The organism is Pantoea sp. C2G6 (assembly GCF_051336815.1).
Lineage (GTDB): Bacteria > Pseudomonadota > Gammaproteobacteria > Enterobacterales > Enterobacteriaceae > Pantoea.
In genome coordinates this window covers 1-17,069 of sequence record NZ_JBGMNJ010000007.1, presented here as the reverse complement: position 1 = coordinate 17,069, position 17,069 = coordinate 1, and the positions used below count along the sequence as shown (strand labels likewise).

Below are 17,069 nucleotides of genomic sequence, written 5' to 3'. Positions count from 1 at the left end.
ATGTTACAGGTTACTGAACTAAATCAATATTATGGCGGCAGTCATATCCTGCGCGGCCTCTCCTTTGAGGTGAAGATTGGCGAAATCACCTGTCTGCTGGGGCGCAATGGTGTGGGAAAAACCACGCTGCTGAAGTGTCTGATGGGGCTGATCCCGGCGAAGTCGGGGGAGATCCACTGGCAGCAGCAGCGGATTAACGGCCGCAAGCCGCACCAGCGGGTGCAGGCTGGCATCGCCTATGTGCCGCAGGGACGGGAAATCTTTCCGCGCCTGACGGTGGAAGAGAACCTGCTGATGGGCTTGTCACGCTTTCCGGCGACGCAGGCGCGTGAGGTGCCGGAGGAGATCTATCAGCTCTTTCCGGTGCTGCTGGCGATGAAGTCACGGCGCGGCGGCGATCTCTCCGGCGGTCAGCAGCAGCAGCTGGCGATCGGCCGGGCGCTGGCCTGTCGGCCACAGCTGTTGATCCTCGATGAGCCGACTGAAGGGATCCAGCCTTCGGTGATCAAAGAGATCGGCGCGGTGATCCGCCAGCTGGCGCAGCGGGGCGATATGGCGATCCTGCTGGTGGAGCAGTTTTATGACTTCGCGGCGGAGCTGGCCGACAGCTATCTGGTGATGTCGCGCGGTGAGATCATCCAGCGCGGCCGCGGCGACACCATGGAAGCTGAGGGTGTGCGCGGCCTGGTGGCGATTTAATCCCGGCTCAGAGCAAGCCGGTCTCGACAGAGAAGTGGCGCTGTTCGCCGCTCGCCAGGGTGATCAGCGTACCGGCCTGCTGCGCGGCCAGAAAGCCCTCTGGCTGACAGGTGGCGGGCAGAATATAGGCCGCCACCTGCTGGTCGTGGTTGTGCAGCAGCCAGCGGGTGGCGTGCGGGAACTGCGCGGTCGAAAAGCGCGTCATCAGCGCGTAGCCCTGCGGCGAGTGCAGCTCAAACTGCACCTCATCACCATACTGCGGCAGATCGTCGGCGAAGAAGACGATCTCCGGGTCGCAGAGCTGCGGCTGATCGAGCTGCTGTAACGACTGCGGATCGCGCGCCAGCCGATCGGTGTAGTCGCGCCAGGCGGGCGTGGGTTTCAGATGCGCCGGGATCGAGCGGCGCAGCTGGAATGCCGCCTCAGGGATCGACTGCCGGAAGCGCCCCTGGTCGATCCACGCGCTGTTGAGATGACACATATACTGCAATGGCATCGAAGCGCCCGACAGATTGGTCACCGTCATCTCAATCTTCAGCCGCGGTTGATCGGCCTGAATGCGAACGGCGGGGGCGGCAAGGTAGTGAGGGCCGAAGCCTTTAACATATTCACACTCCCCTTCCAGCGACAGCGTCTGATCCTCCAGCACCAGCCAGGCGCTGTCCATGCGGGCGCAGGCCATCTCGCCGTGCAACGGATGATCGTCCTCCGGTGACGGGCAGCCGTTGGCCAGCAGCCCTGAATGGAAGGCAAAGCAGCCATAGGTGTCGATGATCGAACGGGCGGGCAGCGGCTGCTTAAAGCTGTGGCCCATGGTCAGGTTATGCTCGTCAAACTGCACCTCCCAGATCATCTGGCCGAGAAACGGCAGCAGGGTCACGCTGCCGCGCCGGTTATGAATGCGCACCGCCTCAATCCCCGCCGGGTAGCGGAACAGCTCCACCCGGAAATCGTCGCTCTGTAACAGCACCCAGGGCGTGGCGGAAAACTGCTCACGGGCTAAGGGTAAACGGGTTTTCATGGCAGCTCCTCCACCAGACGACCGGCTGCAACCGGCTGCTTTTTATGGCGCAGTTCGCCATAGAAGTAGAAGCCGACCCAGGCGAAGCAGAGCAGCGAGACGCCAAACGCCAGCTGCATTGAGCCGAGCGTGTCTGACACCAGTCCCTGAAGCGCCGGAACAAAGGCCGCGCCGACAATCGCCATCACGATAAACGCCCCCGCCACCTCGGTGTATTTGTTATCGACCGTCGCCAGCGTACCGGCGTAGATCGTTGCCCAGCAAGGACCAAACAGCACGCTGACAAACACGGCGGCATAGACGGCGGTAAAGTTCGGCATCAGCATCACATAGGCCAGCGTCAGCACACCCAGTACCGAATAGGCGATCAGCACCTTCTCAGCCCGGAAGCGGGTCATCAGGAAGTTCGCCACAAATTTGCCGATAAAGAAGCAGACGAAGCTGTAGATCATGAAGTTAGAGGCGTGACGCTCATTGGCCGCCCCCAGCGTCAGCGCCAGACGGATGGTAAAGGACCAGACCGCCACCTGCATGCCGACATAGAGAAACTGGGTGACGATGCCGCGTTTAAAGTGCCGGTTGGCCGCCAGATACCGAAAGGTTTCGCCCAGCGACGGCAGGGATTTCTCGCTGCTTTGCGGTTTACAGCGCGGATAGCGGGTGAACATAAACAGCAGCATCACCACCACTAACACCATCACCAGATATTTATACGGCTCCAGCGTGTGTTCCAGCATCGTCAGGCGGAAGGCGTGGGCCTGCTCTGCCGTCATGGTCGCCATCTGGCTCTCCAGGCTGTCGCCATCCTGAAACACCAGATATTTACCCAGCACAATCCCCATCAGCGCCCCGATCGGGTAGAAGGTCTGGCTGACGTTGAGGCGCAGCGTGGCATGGTCACGGTGGCCAATCATCGAGCTGTAGGTGTTGGCGGCGGTTTCCAGAAAACTCAGGCCAATGGCGATGGCGAAGATCGCCGCCAGGAACATGGTGTAGGTCGCCATGTGCGACGCGGGATAGAAGGCGATGCAGCCTGCGATATAGAGCGCCAGCCCGATCATGATCGCCATCTTGTAACTGGTTTTGCGGATCACCAGCGAGGCAGGGATCGCAATCAGAAAATAGCCGCCATAAAAGGCGCTCTGCACCAGCGCACTGGCGAAGTCGCTCAGGGCAAATACGCTTTTAAACTGGGTGATCAGAATATCATTGAGACTCGCCGCACAGCCCCACAGCGGGAAGAGGCACGACAGCAGAATGAACTGGAACAGCGGCGTTTTATTCAGATAGCCATCAGATTGCTGAACAATTTTCTGTTGCATAGCAGAACCTCAGTGAAGGTTAAGAAAACGCTGGAAACTCTCCGCGTCGGGATAGGCGCACTGCGTGCCACGGCCGGTCACGCTACAGGCGGCATAGGCGGAGGCCTGAGTCATGGCGGCGGCGACATCGCCGGTTTTCACCAGCAGAAAGGCAAAGCAGCCGATAAAGGCGTCGCCCGCTCCGCTGGTATCCACCGCCTGCACCGGCGTGGCGGCCACGCGATGGATCTCGTTGCCGCTCATCCAGACCGATCCCCGGCTGCCCAGGGTGATGATCAGATTTTTAAGGCCGCGTTTCAGCAGCGACTCTCCGGCGGCGATCACCTCTTCGTCGGTAGAAACCGGCAGGCCGGTGAGGATCTCCAGCTCGGTTTCGTTGGGCATAAAGAAGTCACATTTGCAGGCGTAGTGAATATCGAGCGAGGCCACGGCTGGCGCCGGATTGAGGATCACTTTGATCTGATGCTGGCGGGCAAAATCGATGGCGTAATAGACCGTCTCCAGCGGGATCTCCAGTTGCAGGATGATCAGCTCGCAGGCTTTCAGCGCCTCTGCCGCGTCGTCGATGTCGGTCGGCTTCAGCTGCTGGTTCGCGCCTTTGATGATCAGAATGCGGTTCTGCGACTGATCATCGACAAAAATCGGTGCCACGCCGCTGGAGGTGCCGGGCGCGGTTGTGACAAAGCGGGTGTCCACGCCCTGCTGTTGCAGGTTGGCGACGGTGTTCGGGGCGAAGAGATCGTCGCCGACCTTGCTGACCATCATCACCTTGCCGCCCATTTTCGCCGCGGCAACCGCCTGATTCGCCCCTTTGCCGCCGCAGCCAATGGCGAAGTCAGGCGCCTCAAGGGTTTCACCCGCTTTCGGCAGGCTGTTGGTATAGGTAATCAGATCGACCATATTTGAGCCGATGACCGCAATCGTCATGACAAATCTCCTGGATGTTTTTTAATCTTTAAATGTTACTTTTTTAATCTTTAAATGTTATTAAAGTAACAATAACAGTTCTTAAAGGTTAAATATGTGACAAAAACCACATCCTGAGACGCCAGACAGCGGCAAAACAGGGCAATCAGGCCCGGCTGGCGTGTTATTATTATAACAAGTTAACATCATCGGCGATGGCGCAGGGTGGCGGCGATCCCTGCCCTTTCTGGCGGGTGACGAGACGGATGCTGAGGTTTGCGGCCCCCACAGATTGCGGGTAAGATGAAACGCCAGCCTGGCGGATGAGACGCAACTCATTAAAATCTGTGAGGTTTGTCGCGATACCACGCCGATTCCGGCACCCTTTCTCCGCACTGAAGAAAACGGAACAGACAGAGATGACCATGGAAACCCGGCGCGACGAACGTATTCACAAGCTGACACAGGCGCTTAAACGCACCGATAAACTGCATCTTAAAGATGCGGCGCAGCTGCTGGGCGTGTCAGAGATGACGGTGCGCCGTGATTTAACCGAGCCAGCCTCCAGCGTGGTGCTGCTGGGCGGTTATATCGTCAGCGATCCGAAAAACCACGCCAGCCACTACTTCGTCAGCGATCAGCACGGGCAGAATGCCGCCAGGAAGCAGCGACTGGCGCAGGCGGCGGCCAGCCTGATCAATGAAAACGACACGGTCTTTTTCGACTGCGGCACCACCCTGCCCTACATCGTCGACGCGATCCCCGATGCGCTGTCGTTTACCGCCATCTGCTGCGCCATGAACACTTTTCTCACCCTGAAAGAGAAGCCCGCCTGCAACGTGATCCTGAGCGGCGGTGAATTCCACGCCGACAACGCGCTGTTTACGCCGATTGGCGCGCATACCATTCTCGACGATCTCTGCCCGACGCTGGCCTTTATCTCTGCGGCGGGGATCGACAAAGATCAGGGCGCGACCTGCTACAACACCAACGAGCTGGCGATGAAGCATCACGCCATGCTGCGTGCCCGTCAATCGGTGCTGGTGGCCGACAGCAGTAAATATGGCAAGGTGCTGCCCGCCCGCATCGCCGAGCTGCGCCGCTTCGATCTGCTGGTGAGTGACAGCGCGCCCGACCCGGCGTTGCAGCACTGGCTGACACAGCAGGCGATTCCGCTGCGTCTGCCCTGATCCCGGCTCCTCCCGCCTTCGCGCGTTGCGTTGCCACGCTGCGCGCAAATCAGTGCGTTGCCCGGCACCTTCTGCTGCCTGCTGTGCGGTGCCGCACTATTCACCCTCCCCGGCTGGGATTAGACGGTGAAAAAGGCTAAACTTCGACATCATTCCAACGACCAACAGACCCAGAGGCTCAAACCAACGTGGCTCAATTCGTCTATAGCATGCATCGCGTCGGCAAAGTGGTTCCGCCGAAGCGACATATCCTGAAGAACATCTCGCTCAGCTTCTTCCCAGGCGCAAAAATCGGCGTACTCGGCCTGAACGGCGCGGGTAAATCGACCCTGCTGCGCATCATGGCCGGCATCGATAAAGATATTGAAGGGGAAGCGCGCCCGCAGCCCGGCATCAAGATTGGCTATCTGCCGCAGGAGCCGCAGCTGAACCTGGAACACACCGTACGTGAGTCGGTGGAAGAGGCGCTGTCCGAAGTGGTTGGCGCGCTGAAACGTCTGGATGAAGTCTATGCGCTCTATGCTGAAGAGGACGCAGACTTCGACAAACTGGCCGCTGAGCAGGGCCGTCTGGAAGAGATTATCCAGGCGCACGATGGTCACAACCTCAATACCCAGCTGGAGCGTGCTGCCGATGCGCTTCGCCTGCCCGAGTGGGACGCGAAAATCGCCAACCTCTCCGGTGGTGAACGTCGCCGTGTCGCCCTCTGCCGCCTGCTGCTGGAAAAACCAGACATGCTGCTGCTGGACGAACCGACTAACCACCTGGATGCGGAATCTGTCGCCTGGCTGGAGCGCTTCCTGCACGACTTCGAAGGCACCGTGGTGGCGATCACCCATGACCGTTACTTCCTGGATAACGTTGCAGGCTGGATCCTGGAGCTGGACCGCGGTGAAGGGATTCCGTGGGAAGGCAACTACTCCTCCTGGCTGGAGCAGAAAGATGCACGTCTGGCGCAGGAAGCCTCCTCTGAAGCGGCCCGTCGCAAGTCGATTGAGAAAGAGCTGGAGTGGGTGCGCAAAGGGCCTAAGGGCCAGCAGTCTAAAGGCAAAGCCCGTCTGGCACGCTTTGAAGAGCTGAACAACACCGACTACCAGAAGCGTAACGAAACCAACGAACTGTTTATTCCGCCAGGTGCCCGTCTGGGTGACAAAGTGCTGGAAGTGAGCAATCTGCGTAAATCTTACGGCGACCGCGTGCTGATCGACGATCTCTCGTTCTCAGTGCCGAAAGGCGCGATTGTCGGGATTATCGGTCCGAACGGCGCGGGTAAATCCACCCTGTTCCGCATGATGTCCGGTCAGGAGCAGCCTGATTCCGGCAGCATCGTGCTGGGTGAGACGGTGAAGCTGGCGTCGGTCGATCAGTTCCGCGACAGCATGGATAATTCCAAAACCGTCTGGGAAGAGGTCTCCGGTGGTCAGGATATTATGCGTATCGGTAACACCGAGATGCCAAGCCGCGCCTATGTCGGCCGCTTTAACTTTAAAGGCGTTGACCAGGGCAAGCGTGTCGGCGAACTCTCTGGGGGTGAGCGTGGTCGTCTGCACCTCGCCAAACTGCTCCAGGTGGGCGGTAACATGCTGTTGCTCGATGAACCGACCAACGACCTGGACATCGAAACCCTGCGCGCGCTGGAAAACGCCCTGCTGGAGTTCCCGGGCTGCGCGATGGTGATCTCGCATGACCGCTGGTTCCTTGACCGTATCGCCACCCACATTCTCGATTATCAGGATGAGGGTAAGATTGAATTCTTTGAAGGTAACTTCACCGAATACGAAGAGTACAAGAAGCGTACCCTCGGCGCGGAAGCGCTGGAGCCGAAGCGCATCAAGTATAAGCGTATGAGTAAGTAATTTTTGTTTTTTTGATGTTAAAAAAGGGAAGCTCATGCTTCCCTTTTTCATTAATAAAGCGGAGTCCATTGCTCTATGAGCCCTTGATGCTCCTCATCATTTGTTTTAAACAAAATACAGGTTAATTTATTCTTTTTATCAAAGCCAATGACAATATTATCTCCAGGAACCGCCAGTTCTGTTACCGGATTGCTTTCGTAGTAAAGTCGAAACTCGGAACGAGTCCCATGTGATTCTCTGGCATCATACCAGGTCACAGAAGCATCCCAGCTAACGTTACTGCCGCGAAGGATGAAGGTAGTTTCGAACACCTTATTTTCATTACCCAGAATATTTTTAAGGGCTGTTACACCATTAAACTCTCTCTGATCAAAAAGTTCACTTTTTGATAAAGTTTTGATACATGCTGACTTCAAATTTTGAGCTTTCATTAAATTCTCTTCCTCTGAGAAAAAGTAGAATTAACATAATAATTAACTCAATCTGATTTTCTGCTACTTGTATCAAATTTGTACAATTATAGAATTCAGTTTATCGGTAAGTCAGCGATAAAACTCCCTGAACGCCGGTGATTGCAGCGCGAACTCAATAAAGCGTGCCAGCGCCGGTGAATTCAGCTTACGGCCCGGATAGACCAGCCACAGCTCATTACCTTCGATTTCCCACTCCGGCAGCACCTGCACCAGTCGCGGATCCGCCATCACGCCGTCAGTCAGAAAGCGCGGCAGCAGCGTAATCCCGGCATCACCCAGCGCCGACTCCCGCGCGTAGAGTAAATTGTCGGTCAGATGGCCCGGCGGCAGCAGCCAGCGGTAGAAGGCATCATCGCGCTGTAAGATCCACTCATTCCAGGCGCGATGGGCAATGCAGCGGTGCGCCGACAGCTGTTGCGGATGGCGCAGCGGCGGATGCTGATCCAGATAGCGCTGCGAGGCGACCAGCATCCGCGGGCAGTTGCCGATACGGCGACCGATCAATGACGACTCCTGCGGCTGGCCGGTGCGTAACGCCACGTCAAATCCCTCCTGCACCAGGTCGAGAATGTCGTCGGAGATGGCGACATCCAGTGTCACATCGGGATAGAGCCGTAAAAACTCCGCATTACAGCGCGCCAGCAGCGTCGCGCCAATTCCCGCCGGACTGGTGATGCGCAATCGGCCGCTGGGGTTTTCACGCAGGCTGGCGATCGCCTGGTCGGCGCGTTCGCTGGCCAGCATCATCTCCTGGCAATGCAGCAGATAGCGCTCACCGGCAAAGGTCAGGTTAAGCTGGCGGGTGGTGCGATTCAGCAGCCGGATCCCCAGCCGCTGCTCCAGCTGGCTGATGCGCTGACTGACGCTCGACTTCGGCAGGTCCGCGCGCGCTGCCGCGCCGGTAAAGCTGCCACACTCCGCCACCAGCGCGAAAAGCGCCATATCCTGCCACTGACGAAAGGCCATTGTTCACCTCAGACGAACACTCTATGAAAGATTGTCCATCTTATCATCGTTAAAACCAGGTTCTACACTTAGAGACAGACCGCCATTCTGGTCGCCGGCCGTGCGGCGCGACGCGAGCATGATGCACAGCGCCCCGGCGCAGAGTGGCAGATAAAAGGCAAAATAACTCAACAGGATAACTTTATGTCTATTCGCGCTATTGCTGTTAATCCAGAAAATCCTGAGAACTTCACTGAAATTTTCCCTGAAACCCCAACCCCAGGCGAGTATGATCTGCGGGTCGAAGTCAAAGCGGCGTCGGTGAACCCGGTCGATACCAAAGTTCACAAAGGGGCGATCAAAAACGGCTTGCAGGCCCCGCGCATTCTGGGCTGGGACGCCAGCGGCGTGGTGCTGGAAGTGGGCAGCAAAGTCAGCAACTTTAAGCCGGGTGACGAAGTTTTCTATGCGGGCGACCTGACCCGTCCTGGCAGTAACAGCACCGAGCAGCTGGTTGACTCACGCATTACCGGCCACAAGCCAGAGAGCCTGGACTGGGCGCAGTCGGCGGCGATCCCGCTCACCGCGCTGACCGCCTGGGAAGGCCTGTTTGAGCGGCTGAATCTTGAGTCAGCGAAGGAGGATCAGACGCTGCTGATCGTCGGCGGCGCGGGCGGTGTCGGATCGCTGGCGATCCCGCTGGCGAAACTGCGCAGCAAGGTGAAGATCATTGCGACAGCCTCACGTGAAGATTCCGCGCAGTGGTGCCGCGATCGCGGTGCCGACCTGGTGATCAACTACAAAGATATGGTGGGTGAACTGGAGAAACAGGGGATTAAGCAGGTCGATTATATCTTCTGCCTGAATGATACCGACGGGCACTGGGAGACGATGGCAAAACTGATCGCTCCGCAGGGCCATATCTGCACCATCGTGGAAAACGAACATCCGCTGTCGATGGATCAGCTGAAACTGAAAAGTGCCGCCCTGCACTTTGAGCTGATGTATACCCGCAGCATGTTTAATACCCCGGATATGGCACGCCAGGGCGAGATTCTTGATGCCGTCGCGGCGTTACTGGATGAAGGCAAGCTGCAAACCACCCTGAGCGAGACGCTGCACGGCCTGAGCGTTGAGACGCTGACCGCCGCCCATCAGCGGGTGCTGGAAGGCCATATGCGCGGCAAAGTGGTGATGGTTTACTAAGGCGCTAACCCGGCTGCCCTGCGGCAGACCGGGCCACAGCAGACGTTACGGCTGGGCGTTTTTCTCGCCCAGCATCGCCTTCACCAGCTCAATGCAGCGCAGAAAGCGGGTGTCGTAATCATCTTCCTGCACATGCAGGAAATCGATGTTATTTTCCCGCAGCATCGTCACCAGCATCGACTGAAATTCGCGCCGATCCACCGAGCTGCCCAAACTGCGCAAGCCATCCGCCACCCAGGGCACATTGTTCTCCAGCAGAATCACCAGATCGAAACGATATTCGTCGATCAGTGCCTGCACAAACGGATGTTCCCGCCCCTCATACTTCAGGCAAAACGCCTGGGTGGTCACGAAATCGGTGTCGATAAACGCCACTTTATTGGCATATTTGACCGCGAAATCGATGTACTGCGCCTGACCCAGCGCGATCTTGTCGTAATCAGAATATTGCAGCGCCATTTCGTCACCGCCCAGATGGGAAAAGACGTAGTCGCGGCCATATTCCCAGGCGCTGGTGGTGTTAAAGATGTTGGCGAGTTTATTCACCAGCGTCGATTTCCCGCTCGACTCTCCGCCGAGGATCGCCACGGTGCGCACAAAGAAGGGCTTCACTTCGGTCGGAATATAGTCCCAGAAGCGGAACGGGTCCTGGCGGATCTGCGCACCACTGATGCTCATAAAGGATCGGCTGGGATCGACCAGTACCGTCTGAATGCCCAGGTGCTGCTGATACATCTCCGCGTCGGGCGCTTCGCTGGTATAGATGCAGTCCGCTGCAATGCCGTGCTCGCTGAGAAAATTGCTGACGCCTTCACTCCAGACATCCCAGCCGTGCGGATAGGGCTCAATCCCCTCCTCGTTAAAGGCGTGGATGCGGATATTCTTCTGGTATTTAAAGGTCTGTAACAGCCAGCGCAGCCGGTCGCTGACCGTCGGCTGCTGGGACATGGCGCTGTTCTCGAACAGTTCGCGGTCACGCGGCTCGTCATAGCCCATGATGATATGCAGCTCATCCACCTGGCTACAGGCGCGCTGAATCAGATAGATATGGCCGGTGTGCAGCGGATAAAACTTACCAAATACTACGCCAACCGTTTTATTCCGGCGCGGAAACTCCAGTCCGAGAAAACGGTGCAGCGCTTCCAGCTTCTGCGCGCTGGGACTTTTGATTTTGGCATTGAGCAACTGGCTCAGATAGCCCTTGGTCATGCCGCTGGCATCAGCCACCTGTTGCAGCGTATGGCCCTGCTGGCGAATAGCCGTTTTCAGATAATCAAACGACGACATGTCGTGCCTCCTGCATCAATGCGGTTAAGGTGGAGCGGCCTGCCAGCGGCGATCTGCCAGCAGGCGTCAGGCGCGTTACAGATCGTCCAGAATCGCCAGCGCGTCGGCCAGCTTTTTCGCGCTGAAAACCTGCATTCCGGCGATCGGTTTTTTCGGTGCATTGCCTGCCGGTACAATGGCGCGTTTAAAGCCATGCTTCGCCGCTTCAGAGATGCGCTCCTGACCGCTGGGTACCGGACGGATCTCACCGGCCAGACCCACTTCGCCGAAGATCACCAGATCCTGCGGCAGCGGACGATCGCGCAGGCTCGACACCATCGACAGCATCAGCGCCAGATCGGCACTGGTCTCCGTGACTTTAACGCCGCCCACCACGTTGACGAACACATCCTGATCGGCCATCTGCAAGCCGCCGTGACGGTGCAGCACCGCCAGCAGAATCGCCAGGCGGTTCTGCTCCAGCCCCACCGCCACGCGGCGCGGGTTGCCCATCATCGAATGATCAACCAGCGCCTGAATCTCCACCAGCAGCGGGCGCGTTCCTTCCCACAGCACCATCACCGAGCTGCCTGAGGTCACCTCTTCGCCCCGCGACAGGAAGATCGCGGACGGGTTGCTGACTTCACGCATGCCCTGCTCTGTCATGGCGAACACGCCTAATTCATTCACCGCGCCGAAGCGGTTTTTATGACTGCGCAGAGTACGGAAACGGGAATCGGCGTCGCCATCCAGCAGCACCGAACAGTCGATACAGTGCTCCAGTACCTTCGGTCCGGCCAGTGAACCATCTTTGGTGACGTGGCCGACCATGATGATCGCCACGCCGCGCGTCTTGGCAAAGCGCGTCAGGTAGGCGGCGGTTTCCCGCACCTGGGCGACGCTGCCCGGCGAGGACTGGATCTCCGCCATGTGCATCACCTGGATCGAGTCGATCACCATCAGCTGCGGCTGCTCCTGCTCGGCGATCAGGCAGATCTGCTCGATGCTGGTTTCCGACAGCATATTGACGTTTTCGGTGGGTAATCCCAGCCGATGGGCGCGCATCGCCACCTGTTGCAGCGACTCTTCACCGGTGACGTAGAGGGTTTTCATCCCTTCCGACAGGCGACACATCACCTGCAACAGCAGGGTCGATTTACCCGCGCCGGGGCTGCCGCCAATCAGGATGGCGCTGCCTGGCACCACACCGCCGCCCAGCACCCGATCAAACTCTTTAAAGCTGGTCGAGAAGCGCGGCAGCGCTTCCAGGCTGATCTCTGACAGCTTCTGCACCCGACTGGTGCCGGCGCTGCCGGCATAACCGCTGAGTCGCTCATTACGTGCAGCCGCGGGCGAGGCGGCAATCCGCACCTCGGTAATGGTGTTCCAGGCGTGACAGGCGCTGCATTGCCCCTGCCAGCGTGGGTAGTCTGCGCCGCATTCGTTACAGACAAATGCGCGTTTTGCCGCTTTGGCCAAATCAATTCCTCAGTTAACGCTCTTCGTGGATCAGGCTGCCGGTGAGGATGCAGAACACCCCCATTAAATCGGCGTGGCGAATGGTGACCGCGGTCTGCTCATTCACCTTAGGTTTAGCATGGAACGCAATGCCCAGCGCGGAGGCTTTGATCATCAACAGATCATTGGCACCGTCGCCAATCGCCACCGTCTGTTCCGGCGCGATACCAAAACGCTGCGCCAGCTTCTTCAGCGTATCGGCTTTATATTGTGCATCGACAATCGGACCCAGCACGTTGCCGGTCAGCTTGCCGTCGCGGATTTCGAGTTCGTTGGCCGCTACCGCCGACAGATGCAGCTTATCGCGCAGATATTCGGCGAAGTAGGTAAAGCCACCAGAGGCGATCGCCACCTGCCAGCCCAGCGCCTGCAACTTCTGCGTCAGGGTGGTTAAGCCCGGCATCAGCGGCAGCGCATCGCGTACCTGTTTCAGAATATTGGCGTCCGCCCCCTGCAATGTCGCCACCCGCTGACGCAGACTGGCGCTGAAGTCGAGTTCGCCGCGCATCGCGCGCTCCGTCACTTCCGCCACCAGCTCGCCGCTGCCCGCCAGTTTGGCGATCTCGTCGATGCATTCGATCTGAATCGCGGTGGAGTCCATATCCATCACCAGCAGGCCTGGGGTTTTCAGGTGCGGAATGTTGCCGAGCGGCGCAACGTCCATCCCGGCGTCGTGCGCCAGCTTGCTGGCAAACGGCGTCAGTGAGCCCGCCAGACGGATCACCTGATACTCATCGACGTTCCAGGCGCTGACGATCACCATAGCGGCACCCAGCTGATGCTGGTAATCGGTCAGCCGCTGCTTATCCAGCCCGCGGCCATACAGCAGCCAGCCGGTTCGGCCAGCGCGATAATCCAGCGGCATCACTTCATCACCGCTAAGAGAAAGGGGCAAACCCGGCCAGAGAGAGACATCGGCGGGCAGATCGCACCAGGTTAAACGATTTGGCATCACAGCTCCTGTAGGGACAACAAAACCACGCAAGAGGCTACCTTGTCTGCGCCGCTTCTGGCAACATAATCTCCAGGCTTTCTGTTGTGCTATCCCCCGGATGATTAATGGCTAAAACCGCACTGAAATTTCGCTTGCATCGCACGGTGATCGTTCTCATCGCTATGGCGCTGCTGGTCGTTCTGATGCAGGGCGCCTCCTGGTTCAGCCTCGGCCACCAGATGGCGCGTTCTGAACAGGTTGAGGAGCTGGCGCATACGCTGACCAGTCAGGTCGCGTTCAGCCTGAAGCCGCTGATGGATAACAGCGAAAATAACCGCAACCAGATTGAAGCCATCCTGAATCAGATGACATCCAACAGCCGTATCCTGGATGCCTCGGTGTATGACGGTGACGGCAGCCTGGTGGCGCACAGCGGTGAGAACATCAACGTGCGCGATCGGCTGGCGCTCGACGGGCAGCGCGCCGGCAGCTATTTCAACCATCAGATTGTGCAGCCGCTGAACGGCAACGAGGGCCCGCTGGGCTTTTTGCGCGTGACGCTCGATACCCATGTGCTGGTCACCGATTCCCGTCAGGTCGATAACACCACCAATATTCTGCGGCTGATGATGCTGCTGGCGCTGGCGATCGGCATTATCCTCTCGCGGACGCTGCTGCGTCACCGTCGCACCCGCTGGCAGCAGTCGCCGTTTCTGCTCACCGCCAGCACGCCGGTGAAAGAGGATGAGGACGACGAAAAGAAAGCGTAGCGCGCTGTCCGCCCCTCCTCCGCGGTGAGAATAAAACAAAAGGCCCGTTATCCGGGCCTTTTTTATGGGGTTTGCGAGGCGGCTTCCGTCAGCCGACCAGCAGCGCTTCCAGCTCAGCCAGCGACTTCACCTGCCAGGTCGGCTTGATATGTTCCGGCAGCGGGCGGGTGCCATGATCGAGCCAGCAGGTTTTCAGCCCGGCGTTCATGCCGCCGAGAATATCGGACTCTGGCGTATCGCCGACCATCAGCACACGCTGACGATCGGGATTGCCCATCTGCTCCAGCGCATAGTCAAAAATTTCCACCGCCGGTTTCGGTACCCCGACCTGCTCGGAGATCACCAGCGCCGAGAAGTAATCGCGGAAACCGGTGCGCTCCAGGCGCGTCTGCTGCAACGCGGTGAAGCCGTTGGTGATAATGCCCATCTTTACCTGGCCGTGCAGGCGGCGCATCAGGCTGACCGCGCCCGGCAGCGGCGTGCAGATCTCCCCCATCGCGGTGAGAAAGCCGCTGTTGAGGATCTCCGGCGCGACGCTGAGCTTTTCGCTCCAGTGGTGAAAACGCCGGGTCTGCAACTGTAACGCCGAGATGGTGCCGTTCTGGTAATCGACCCAGAGCGGTTTGTTGATCGCCTGGTAGTCGCTGTAATCCTGGTCGGTGAACTGCACGTCGTAACCGGCGAACAGCCGCTGCAAACCGGCGTAGGCGTCGAAATGAAAAAGGGTATCGTCCGCATCAAACAGGATGCAGTCCCAGTTATCTGACATTAAAGCTCCTTAACACCGCTACAGCGTCAGCGCCATGATAATGGCGTCTTCACGACCGCTGGCGGTGGGATAGTAATTGGGGCGACAGCTGACCTGATTGAATTCAAGCTGCTCATAGAGCGCAATGGCGGGCAGGTTTGAGGCCCGCACTTCCAGCCACAGCGTCAGCACGTCGCGTTTGATCAGTTCATCAATCAGATGCCGCAGCAGCTGACGGCCAAATCCCCGCCGCTGAAAGGCGGGATCGACCGCGATGTTAAACAGCGAGGCTTCGTCCAGTACCACCTGGGTAATCGCAAAGGCGGCCATCTGGCCGTCGGCGTCGAGCCGCAGATTAAGGAAGCGCTCGCCCTGATTGCTGGCAAAGGTCTGTTCACTCCAGGGAAAGGCGTGACTGCGACGCTCGATGGCGAAAGCCTGCGCACGATCGTCAGGGGTGAGTAAAGAGATGGCTGTCATGGTTACACATCTGTTGCCAGAGCGCGCGTTTGGCAACGCCGCTGCTGATCAGTTCATTGAAAGAGGCGCTGGTCAGCGCCACGCCATTAAAAGTCTGTTCGCTCTCGACGCCCAGTAGCCAGCCGGCACAGTTCAGCGTTTCCGGCAGCATTTGCAGCTGGTCCGGGGTGACTGTCATCACCTGGGTCGGTTGCAGATTGAGCGTATGCAGCACATCGCGCATCAGCGGTTCATGCAGGCCGGGTAAAACCTCAGCGACGATAATTAACTGCGTGTCCGGTGCCAGCGTGACGGCAATTTCGCCCTGTAGCACGCGCGGACGGCGCAGCTGATACTGCGTAATGCCCATTTGCTGTAAAAGCCAGTCGCGCCTGGAGGTCATGCGGTTACCTGTTCTGCTGCCTGAATGCGACGCTATGCTAGCAAACCCATCGAACATGCGCCAACAAACCACTATAATCGCCGTTCAGATCTTACAGGAGCCCTACATGTCTGCTTTTACCCCGGCCAGCGAAGTCATTCTGCGCCACAGTGATGAATTTACCGCCCGCCATGTTTTATTTGCTGGCGATTTGCAGGATGACCTGCCCGCTCAGCTGGAAACCGCTTCGTCGCGGGTGCATACCCAGCAATATCATCACTGGCAAAACCTGAGCCACCGCATGGGTGAACAGGCGCGTTATGGCATGGTTGCGCAGGCGGAAGATGTGCAGGGCTGCGATACGCTGGTCTACTTCTGGACCAAAAATAAGCCGGAAGTGCAGTTTCAGCTGCAAAACCTGCTGTCGCTGCTGCCGGTGGGTTGTGACGTGTTCGTGGTCGGTGAAAACCGCAGCGGCGTGCGCAGCGCCGAAGGAATGGTTGAGGAGTGGGCGACGCTGGAAAAAATCGACAGCGCCCGTCGCTGTGGCCTTTACCACGGCCGCCTCGACAAGCGGCCTGACTTCGATGCCAGCACCTTTGGTCACCAGTATCAGCTGGACGGTTTGACCATTCACACCCTGCCTGGCGTCTTCAGCCGTGACGGTCTGGATAGCGGCAGCGCCCTGCTGCTCTCAACCTTTACCCCGCACACCAAAGGCAAAGTGCTGGATATGGGCTGTGGCGCGGGTGTGATTGCCGCCGCCCTCGCGACCCGCTCACCGAAGGTGCGTCTGTGGCTGTGCGACGTCCATGCCGCGGCGATTGAGGCGAGTAAAGCGACGCTGGCCGCCAATGGCATCGAAGGCGAGGTGTTCGCCAGCAACGTCTTCTCAGACGTGACCGGCCGCTTCGATATGATTATCTCTAACCCGCCGTTCCATGAAGGCACCCAGACCAGTCTCGACGCGGCGCAGACGCTGATCCGCGGCGCGGTGAAGCACCTGAACACCGGCGGCGAGTTGCGTATCGTCGCTAACGCCTTCCTGCCCTATCCGCAGGCGCTGGATGAAGCCTTTGGCAGCCACGAAGTGCTGGCGCAGACCGGCCGCTTCAAAGTCTATCGCGCCGTTTATGGCCGCGGAGCCAAAAGCCGTTAAGCCCTTAACCCGCTCGCCGGGCTGAAAATGTTGTTTTTTGCAGCGATCGTTTCAGCCCGACGAAATAGTTGTTGACGCAAAGAGTAAAATCTCTAGAATGCGCCTCCGTGGTTGTAACATTCTCAGGATGTTACGGGTATGCGAAGGTGGCGGAATTGGTAGACGCGCTAGCTTCAGGTGTTAGTGTCTTAACGGACGTGAGGGTTCAAGTCCCT

General features: G+C 58.4%; 17 protein-coding genes. 6 read left to right on the top strand and 11 right to left on the bottom strand.

Annotated features, from left to right (window positions below):
• On the top strand, positions 1–699 hold the full coding sequence (gene urtE, locus ACCW71_RS11205) for an urea ABC transporter ATP-binding subunit UrtE (RefSeq protein ID WP_436371320.1): 699 nt from the start codon (positions 1–3) through the stop codon (positions 697–699).
• Positions 700–706: 7 nt separating this feature from the next.
• On the opposite strand, the gene ACCW71_RS11200 is transcribed toward urtE, so the two are convergent.
• The 3 genes from ACCW71_RS11200 to rbsK are packed head-to-tail and all read right to left on the bottom strand — an operon-like array spanning position 707 to position 3,969.
• Entirely contained in the window at positions 707–1,720 is a 1,014-nt protein-coding gene (locus ACCW71_RS11200) for an aldose 1-epimerase family protein (RefSeq protein WP_436371319.1), read from the bottom strand.
• Positions 1,717–3,042, bottom strand: coding sequence for an L-fucose:H+ symporter permease (fucP, locus tag ACCW71_RS11195; RefSeq protein ID WP_436371317.1), 1,326 nt, complete (start codon positions 3,040–3,042; stop codon positions 1,717–1,719). The genes ACCW71_RS11200 and fucP overlap by 4 nt, the downstream gene beginning before the upstream one ends.
• A gap of 9 nt (positions 3,043–3,051) precedes the next feature.
• Positions 3,052–3,969, bottom strand: a complete 918-nt coding sequence (gene rbsK, locus ACCW71_RS11190) for a ribokinase (RefSeq protein ID WP_436371316.1) — start codon at positions 3,967–3,969, stop codon at positions 3,052–3,054.
• 404 nt (positions 3,970–4,373) lie between these two features.
• Here rbsK and deoR point away from each other — a divergent pair, with 404 nt between their 5' ends.
• Together deoR and ettA are read left to right on the top strand one after the other, a co-directional pair.
• A complete protein-coding gene (gene deoR, locus ACCW71_RS11185; RefSeq protein ID WP_436371648.1) occupies positions 4,374–5,138 on the top strand; it encodes a DNA-binding transcriptional repressor DeoR in 765 nt (254 codons plus the stop codon).
• 188 nt (positions 5,139–5,326) lie between these two features.
• Positions 5,327–6,994 carry an energy-dependent translational throttle protein EttA gene (gene ettA / locus ACCW71_RS11180; protein ID WP_436371314.1) on the top strand — a complete coding sequence of 556 codons (1,668 nt, stop codon included), beginning with the start codon at positions 5,327–5,329 and terminating at the stop codon, positions 6,992–6,994.
• 50 nt (positions 6,995–7,044) lie between these two features.
• On the opposite strand, the gene ACCW71_RS11175 is transcribed toward ettA, so the two are convergent.
• Both ACCW71_RS11175 and ACCW71_RS11170 read right to left on the bottom strand, forming a co-directional pair.
• The gene (locus ACCW71_RS11175) at positions 7,045–7,425 is read right to left on the bottom strand and encodes a type II restriction endonuclease (protein ID WP_436371312.1); all 381 of its coding nucleotides are present in this window, start codon (positions 7,423–7,425) and stop codon (positions 7,045–7,047) included.
• Positions 7,426–7,536: 111 nt separating this feature from the next.
• Positions 7,537–8,433, bottom strand: a complete 897-nt coding sequence (locus tag ACCW71_RS11170) for a LysR family transcriptional regulator (RefSeq protein WP_436371311.1) — start codon at positions 8,431–8,433, stop codon at positions 7,537–7,539.
• 183 nt (positions 8,434–8,616) lie between these two features.
• Here ACCW71_RS11170 and ACCW71_RS11165 point away from each other — a divergent pair, with 183 nt between their 5' ends.
• The gene (locus tag ACCW71_RS11165; RefSeq protein ID WP_436371309.1) at positions 8,617–9,618 is read left to right on the top strand and encodes a zinc-binding alcohol dehydrogenase family protein; all 1,002 of its coding nucleotides are present in this window, start codon (positions 8,617–8,619) and stop codon (positions 9,616–9,618) included.
• Between the two features lie 45 nt (positions 9,619–9,663).
• Here the strand turns inward: ACCW71_RS11165 and nadR are convergent, their stop codons facing one another.
• The 3 genes from nadR to serB form a co-directional block, all read right to left on the bottom strand.
• Positions 9,664–10,905 carry a multifunctional transcriptional regulator/nicotinamide-nucleotide adenylyltransferase/ribosylnicotinamide kinase NadR gene (gene nadR, locus ACCW71_RS11160; RefSeq protein ID WP_436371307.1) on the bottom strand — a complete coding sequence of 414 codons (1,242 nt, stop codon included), beginning with the start codon at positions 10,903–10,905 and terminating at the stop codon, positions 9,664–9,666.
• 75 nt (positions 10,906–10,980) lie between these two features.
• Positions 10,981–12,363 (bottom strand): DNA repair protein RadA, encoded by a 1,383-nt coding sequence (radA, locus tag ACCW71_RS11155; protein ID WP_003854897.1) that lies wholly within the window; start codon positions 12,361–12,363, stop codon positions 10,981–10,983.
• A 13-nt stretch (positions 12,364–12,376) separates the two neighbouring features.
• Positions 12,377–13,354 carry a phosphoserine phosphatase gene (gene serB / locus ACCW71_RS11150; RefSeq protein WP_436371305.1) on the bottom strand — a complete coding sequence of 326 codons (978 nt, stop codon included), beginning with the start codon at positions 13,352–13,354 and terminating at the stop codon, positions 12,377–12,379.
• A 107-nt stretch (positions 13,355–13,461) separates the two neighbouring features.
• On the opposite strand from serB, the gene ACCW71_RS11145 reads away from it, so the two are divergent.
• Positions 13,462–14,106, top strand: coding sequence for a YtjB family periplasmic protein (locus ACCW71_RS11145; RefSeq protein ID WP_436371303.1), 645 nt, complete (start codon positions 13,462–13,464; stop codon positions 14,104–14,106).
• 88 nt (positions 14,107–14,194) lie between these two features.
• Here ACCW71_RS11145 and yjjG read toward each other — a convergent pair whose 3' ends face one another.
• Genes yjjG through ACCW71_RS11130 form a run of 3 tightly spaced genes read right to left on the bottom strand, consistent with a single transcriptional unit; the run spans position 14,195 to position 15,716 of the window.
• Positions 14,195–14,875 carry a pyrimidine 5'-nucleotidase gene (gene yjjG / locus ACCW71_RS11140; RefSeq protein ID WP_436371301.1) on the bottom strand — a complete coding sequence of 227 codons (681 nt, stop codon included), beginning with the start codon at positions 14,873–14,875 and terminating at the stop codon, positions 14,195–14,197.
• 18 nt (positions 14,876–14,893) lie between these two features.
• Positions 14,894–15,334, bottom strand: coding sequence for a ribosomal protein S18-alanine N-acetyltransferase (gene rimI / locus ACCW71_RS11135; protein ID WP_436371299.1), 441 nt, complete (start codon positions 15,332–15,334; stop codon positions 14,894–14,896).
• Entirely contained in the window at positions 15,306–15,716 is a 411-nt protein-coding gene (locus ACCW71_RS11130) for a DNA polymerase III subunit psi (protein WP_436371297.1), read from the bottom strand. Before ACCW71_RS11130 ends, rimI begins: the two co-directional genes overlap by 29 nt.
• Positions 15,717–15,822: 106 nt before the next feature.
• Here ACCW71_RS11130 and rsmC point away from each other — a divergent pair, with 106 nt between their 5' ends.
• Positions 15,823–16,854, top strand: coding sequence for a 16S rRNA (guanine(1207)-N(2))-methyltransferase RsmC (gene rsmC, locus ACCW71_RS11125; RefSeq protein WP_436371295.1), 1,032 nt, complete (start codon positions 15,823–15,825; stop codon positions 16,852–16,854).
• Positions 16,855–17,069 lie beyond the last annotated feature (215 nt).

What these genes read in the sequence shown, in the direction of transcription:
- urtE (WP_436371320.1), top strand. Translation starts at nt 1, where the DNA reads ATGTTACAGGTTACTGAACTAAATCAATATTATGGCGGCAGTCATATC.
- ACCW71_RS11200 (WP_436371319.1), bottom strand. Translation starts at nt 1,720, where the DNA reads ATGAAAACCCGTTTACCCTTAGCCCGTGAGCAGTTTTCCGCCACGCCC.
- fucP (WP_436371317.1), bottom strand. Translation starts at nt 3,042, where the DNA reads ATGCAACAGAAAATTGTTCAGCAATCTGATGGCTATCTGAATAAAACG.
- rbsK (WP_436371316.1), bottom strand. Translation starts at nt 3,969, where the DNA reads ATGACGATTGCGGTCATCGGCTCAAATATGGTCGATCTGATTACCTAT.
- deoR (WP_436371648.1), top strand. Translation starts at nt 4,374, where the DNA reads ATGGAAACCCGGCGCGACGAACGTATTCACAAGCTGACACAGGCGCTT.
- ACCW71_RS11175 (WP_436371312.1), bottom strand. Translation starts at nt 7,425, where the DNA reads ATGAAAGCTCAAAATTTGAAGTCAGCATGTATCAAAACTTTATCAAAA.
- ACCW71_RS11170 (WP_436371311.1), bottom strand. Translation starts at nt 8,433, where the DNA reads ATGGCCTTTCGTCAGTGGCAGGATATGGCGCTTTTCGCGCTGGTGGCG.
- ACCW71_RS11165 (WP_436371309.1), top strand. Translation starts at nt 8,617, where the DNA reads ATGTCTATTCGCGCTATTGCTGTTAATCCAGAAAATCCTGAGAACTTC.
- nadR (WP_436371307.1), bottom strand. Translation starts at nt 10,905, where the DNA reads ATGTCGTCGTTTGATTATCTGAAAACGGCTATTCGCCAGCAGGGCCAT.
- serB (WP_436371305.1), bottom strand. Translation starts at nt 13,354, where the DNA reads ATGCCAAATCGTTTAACCTGGTGCGATCTGCCCGCCGATGTCTCTCTC.
- ACCW71_RS11145 (WP_436371303.1), top strand. Translation starts at nt 13,462, where the DNA reads ATGGCTAAAACCGCACTGAAATTTCGCTTGCATCGCACGGTGATCGTT.
- yjjG (WP_436371301.1), bottom strand. Translation starts at nt 14,875, where the DNA reads ATGTCAGATAACTGGGACTGCATCCTGTTTGATGCGGACGATACCCTT.
- rimI (WP_436371299.1), bottom strand. Translation starts at nt 15,334, where the DNA reads ATGACAGCCATCTCTTTACTCACCCCTGACGATCGTGCGCAGGCTTTC.
- ACCW71_RS11130 (WP_436371297.1), bottom strand. Translation starts at nt 15,716, where the DNA reads ATGACCTCCAGGCGCGACTGGCTTTTACAGCAAATGGGCATTACGCAG.
- rsmC (WP_436371295.1), top strand. Translation starts at nt 15,823, where the DNA reads ATGTCTGCTTTTACCCCGGCCAGCGAAGTCATTCTGCGCCACAGTGAT.